Annotated in this window: 3 protein-coding genes and 1 pseudogene; 1 reads left to right on the top strand and 3 read right to left on the bottom strand. The window is 33.8% G+C overall.

The window, feature by feature from the left end; translation table 11 throughout:
- A pseudogene (locus tag ACH2BV_RS11940) lies at positions 1 to 1,065 on the top strand (hypothetical protein); the annotation flags it as partial.
- 125 nt (positions 1,066 to 1,190) lie between these two features.
- Here ACH2BV_RS11940 and ACH2BV_RS11935 read toward each other — a convergent pair.
- From ACH2BV_RS11935 to ACH2BV_RS11925, 3 genes are all read right to left on the bottom strand, one after another.
- Complete coding sequence (locus tag ACH2BV_RS11935; RefSeq protein ID WP_194311055.1) at positions 1,191 to 1,421, bottom strand: DUF3820 family protein; 231 nt, start codon at positions 1,419 to 1,421, stop codon at positions 1,191 to 1,193.
- Positions 1,422 to 1,492: 71 nt separating this feature from the next.
- A complete protein-coding gene (locus ACH2BV_RS11930; RefSeq protein ID WP_395050957.1) occupies positions 1,493 to 1,894 on the bottom strand; it encodes an OsmC family protein in 402 nt (133 codons plus the stop codon).
- A 122-nt stretch (positions 1,895 to 2,016) separates the two neighbouring features.
- The coding region (locus tag ACH2BV_RS11925) for a LysM peptidoglycan-binding domain-containing protein (protein WP_395050956.1) at positions 2,017 to 3,824 on the bottom strand (1,808 nt) is incomplete at its 5' end.

The following is a 3,824-nucleotide window of genomic DNA, read 5'->3' as shown; positions in this document are numbered from 1 at the left end:
AACAAAATCAAAAAAACCATCGCTTACGACAGATACATTGATGCCAAGGAAACTTTATCCGATATTATTGTAACAAAACAAGCCAATCAAACTGATATTCTAAAAATTTATTTGGCTGTTTTCAAAAATTTCAAAATCGAAAACAATATGGTTTTCACTTCAAACCGATATAAAACTCCTTTTGATAAAGATTTTGAGAGTTTTGAAAATCTAAACGAACTATTATTTTATTTTCCAACAATAAAGAAATATTTGACTCCAACAGAAATCGAGTACCGTATTCCTTTGTTTCCAAACACCATTGCGAATAACAACGGATTATTTATCAAAGAAAAAATATTTGCTGGTGTAGCGATGGGCATTGGCGAAATTAAATTTATCGAAATTCCCGGAAACGACATTTCTCATGATATTATGAATATTACTGTCGATTTTACTCAGGATATTGAAAATCCATTGGTAACCAGCAACCTTACTTTTGGTGGTTATTCAGGTTTAAATTTCCAACCTATTAAAGATTTCGCATCAGCCGACCAATACAAAGCCTTTTTGAAAAGTTTAGCAGAAAATTATACCGCAGAAACAGAATACAAAAGTTTGAAAGCTGAAAATGACGGAACTGAATTTATAGGAAAAAAACCATTTGTCCTAAATGTGACTTTTGACGGGAAAGATCTAACTCAAAAAGCAGGCGAAAACTATTTGTTTTCAGTAGGTGAAACCATAGGAAAACAAATGGAATTCTATCAGGAAAACAAAAGAGCGCTGCCTGTAGAAATTGATTATCCACATTTATATACTCGAAATATCAAAATCATATTGCCAAAAGGAGCTACAGTAAAAAATCTGGATAAATTTGTAATGGATTATAAAACGATAGTAAATGGCAAACCCGAAGCTGGTTTCATTAGTAAATACACTAAAAATGGGGATGAAATTTTAGTCGAAAATACCGAGTTTTATAACATTATCAACTATCCGCTGGACAAGTTTGAGGATTACAAAGCCGTAATCAATGCTGCTGCTGATTTTAATAAAATTGTCATTATCGTTACTAAACCATAAATTTTTAAGTACTCTATTGTCATTTCGACGAAGGAGACTCGATCGATAGCGAACAGGCGAAGCAAATCTCAATAGTTGCTCTCATTATGTGATTTCTCCTTCGTCGAAATGACAAAAAAGATAAGCTACGGTTTTGGGTATCGTTTTCGAATATTTCTTATTAACTCCTCAAGCCCGTTTAACTTTAGCTCATAAATGAGCTGTAATTGCTCTCCCAACTCTCCTTTTGGAAAACCTTTGTTGGAATACCAAACCACATAATATTCTGGCAAATCGATGAGATATTTGCCTTCATATTTACCAAAAGGCATTTTGGTGTGTGCAAGTTTGATGAGTTGTTTTTGGTTTTGATCCAAGTGAAAAAAGTTTAAGGTTAGAAAGTTTAAAGTTAACCTATAAACCAATTTTTACAGCAGAACACTATTTGCTACTTCCAATTAAAACTAATTCTCTTATCGATTTCAGTGTTCAAACTCAAGAAAACTGGACAAGTCATTGCAGTTCTCTCCAAAATAGTTTTGGTTTTCTCGTCGGTCGAAACGTTCATATCAAAAACAATTTCGATAGCACTAATTCTTCGTGGTTCGGCTTGCATAATTTTGGTTACTGCAGCTGTAGAACCTGTGAAATCGACATTCAAAAGGCTGGCTTTGATTCCCATAACGGTCATCATACAACTTGCCAAAGCATTGGCTACAGTATCGGTTGGCGAAAAAGCCTCTCCTTTTCCGTTATTGTCTAGTGGAGCATCTGAGATGATTTCGCTTCCAGATTGCAAGTGAATGGACGATGTTCTTAAATCGCCTAAATAAGTTACTTTTGAGGTCATAATTTGTGTTATCGTTTATGTGTTTTGATTATTTTTGCTATACTCTTTGTATTTTGTCTTTTACGCTTCCAGATTTCGTTAAAAGCTACGCCACTGAAAACTGATTACTGAAAACTGACTACTTACTTAGCTTCTTTTATGGTTAAATCAGTGTCGTAATACAATATATAAATCCCTTTATTGGTATAACCACCGTCGGCTTTTTTGTAATATTCAAACTTGTTATCGACTTGCTCCGTTGCAATTGAATCTGCGGTTTCCTGATAACTTTTATCTTGAGATAATCGCATCATTGTATCAAAAGTCACGTCAAAACCCCTAGTGGCATAAGTACTTGGAGCAATCTTGTTGTCCTTTCTGTATTCTTTTTCGAAAATTTTAGCTTCTGGAGATACGTTTTCACGAGTTATGGAAGGATACAATAAATTTAGTTTTGTTAAATTTTCAAAATTAATTTCGTCAGTATCCAAAGTTTCGTTAGGTTCTAAAATAACCAACTGCACTTTGTAAGTTGACATAACGCTCATCATTGCTGCCATCGTCGATTTTATCATTCCGGTATTGGCGGTTTCCATAACCACATAATTTGTTTTGTCTTTTACAAACAAACCTTTTAAACTTTCAGCAGATAAGCTTCCGTTTTCAAGCAGAGCTGCAAATTTTACATCCGAATGGTTTTGTTGAATATATTGTCTAACAGATTCTTTTTTCTTGTCTACAACCGCAATAATATTTCCGTCTTTCAACCTCATATAATCAAACATTGCTGTCTTTAAAGCTTCATTTGTTGGGATTGTTTGGTACAAATTAGGAAATGCACTTCCAATGTCTTTTGACAAAGGAGAAATCACTGGAACATTATTTTTACCCAATAATTCTGCGGTTTTTTCGACATTATTTTGGTAAAAAGGACCAATTATGGCATCAGCAGTTTCCAGATTATTTTCCTGATTAATACTTGAAATATTCGAAGCGTTTTTGGTTTCTTGGGAATCAAATATTTTAACGTCTACATTAATTCCAAGGCTTCGCGCAGAATCAATAGCCATCAAAGCACCAGAATAAAAATCCAAAGTCATATTCAGAAACTTATCCTTTTTCAATCGCATTGCTGTTGAATTTATAGTATCACCTTCAATCTTAGGCATATTGAAAGGCAACAGCAAAACCAATTGTTTTTTGCCATTCGAATTACTTTGTTTCGACAAAGAAGTGTATACTTTTTTAGATTCTGTCTCCTGTGGAATTGAAGCCGTTGATGGTACTTTTAAAATCATTCCTATTTCAACTCCGTTGGCTAAAGCCGGATTCAGTTTAACCAATTCTTCTTGTCCCAAACCAGACATTTTTGATAAGCTATACAAGGTTTCTTTAGGTTTTACCTCATAGTTTACGTAATTAATGGTTGGGGTAGCTTTTGGAGAAATTGATTTTGGTGTTTCTTTTTTTGGTTCAACCGCTGCAACTTTATCCGTTTTTGGAGCAGTTCCTTTAATTATCAATTTGTATCCAACGGGTAAATTAGGAATAATTTCTGGATTTCTTTTTTCCAATTCTGCGATTGTAATTCCGTATTTTTTCGCAATTGAATACTTCGTTTCCTTTGGAAGCACTTCGTGATAAACTACTTTTTCTGTAGTTGATACCACAGTTTTGGAACCAGTATTCGAAGGAATAGTTAGCGTTTGTCCTATTTGTAATCCTAATTTTTCTAATTCCGGATTGGCTTTCTTCAAAGCTTCATCTGAAACATTGTATTTTTTTTCGATACCAAATAATGTCTCTTTTGGTTCAACTTTATGCGTTTTTGGTTGTGACGATGTTTTTTGAATTGTTCCTTTTTTAGGAATAAGCAAAATACTATTGGGCTTCAAGCCACTCTGTGCATCTGGATTTAATTTATAAATTTCAAGGGGAGTGGTGTTGTATT

Origin of the sequence: Flavobacterium sp. (genome assembly GCF_043780635.1) — a bacterium.
Lineage (GTDB): Bacteria > Bacteroidota > Bacteroidia > Flavobacteriales > Flavobacteriaceae > Flavobacterium.
Note: the sequence above shows the minus strand (reverse complement) of the source record. Positions and strands in the feature narration are given on the sequence as shown.